The organism is Peribacillus simplex, assembly GCF_001542915.1.
GTDB classification, from domain to species: Bacteria; Bacillota; Bacilli; order Bacillales; family DSM-1321; genus Peribacillus; species Peribacillus simplex_B.
In genome coordinates this window covers 52,406-53,536 of the sequence record NZ_LNNH01000017.1, presented here as the reverse complement: position 1 = coordinate 53,536, position 1,131 = coordinate 52,406, and the positions used below count along the sequence as shown (strand labels likewise).

Here is a 1,131-nt window from a genome sequence, read left to right as displayed (position 1 = left end):
TTTTATGACCGGATCAATGCCGACAACCCTTTCAAGCTTCCGGAAAACGTGGAAGTGAAAAGTCTGTAAAGTAAAAAAAGGCAAAGCGCCATGCTTTGCCTCAGACTGTAGACAAACTCGATGAAAATCGAGTTTGTCTATTTTTATGGCCTGTACAATTTAGACGTTGATTTCCACTCCAGGCACTCGCTTTCCGCGGGCGGTCGGGGAGCCTCCTCGGCTTTGCCTGCGGGGTCTCCCCTAGACGCGCTTTTCCCGCAGGAGTCTCGAACACCCGCTCCAATCAACTTTGTCTTACCTTTTAGATAGAACACTTTTGACTGGAGTCATTTTTGTTTTAAAATTGAAGGATAAAAACTTGAGGTGATGAGGAGGCTTTCTAAACATGATTCTATTCAGCGAGATCAACTTGAAATGATTACTTTAGATCAACTGGTGCCACCGAACCATTTGGATCGTAAAATGGAGGCTGCCATTGACTTCACTTTCATTTATGACTTGGTGAAAGATATGTACTCAGAGGTAGGACGCCCAAGTATTGATCCAGTTATTTTAGTTAAACTGACTTTCATTCAATATACCTTCGGTATTCGTTCCATGCGTAAAACGATTGAAGAAGTTGAAACCAATATGGCTTATCGTTGGTTCTTAGGCTATGGTTTCCATGATAAAGTGCCTCATTTCTCTACGTTCGGAAAAAATTATGAGCGACGCTTTAAAGATACAGACCTGTTTGAACAGATTTTCTGTCGCATTTTAATGACAGCTGCTAATAAAAAGTTAATAAGTGTAGAACACGTTTTCGTGGATTCCACACATGTGAAAGCCAGTGCGAATAAACGGAAATTTGAAAAGAAAATCGTTCGTAAAGAAACACGAGCGTATCAAGGACGTCTTCAAGAAGAAATCAATCAAGATCGTGAAAACCACGGAAAGAAGCCTTTTCCACCAGATAAATTTGATAAGGAAGAAACCAAAGCAATTAAAGAAAGTACTACGGATCCTGAGAGTGGCTACTATGTGAAAGATGAACGAACAAAACAGTTTGCCTATTCATTCCATGCTGCCGCAGACGGCAACGGTTTTGTATTGGGAACGATTGTAACACCTGGTAATACACATGACAGTCAT

The 1,131-nt window shown here is 41.0% G+C and carries 1 protein-coding gene; it reads left to right on the top strand.

Annotated elements, in window-relative coordinates:
- Window positions 1–366 precede the first annotated feature (366 nt).
- Window positions 367–1,131: transposase (locus tag AS888_RS09905; protein WP_185113072.1), on the top strand; the 765-nt coding region annotated here is incomplete at its 3' end.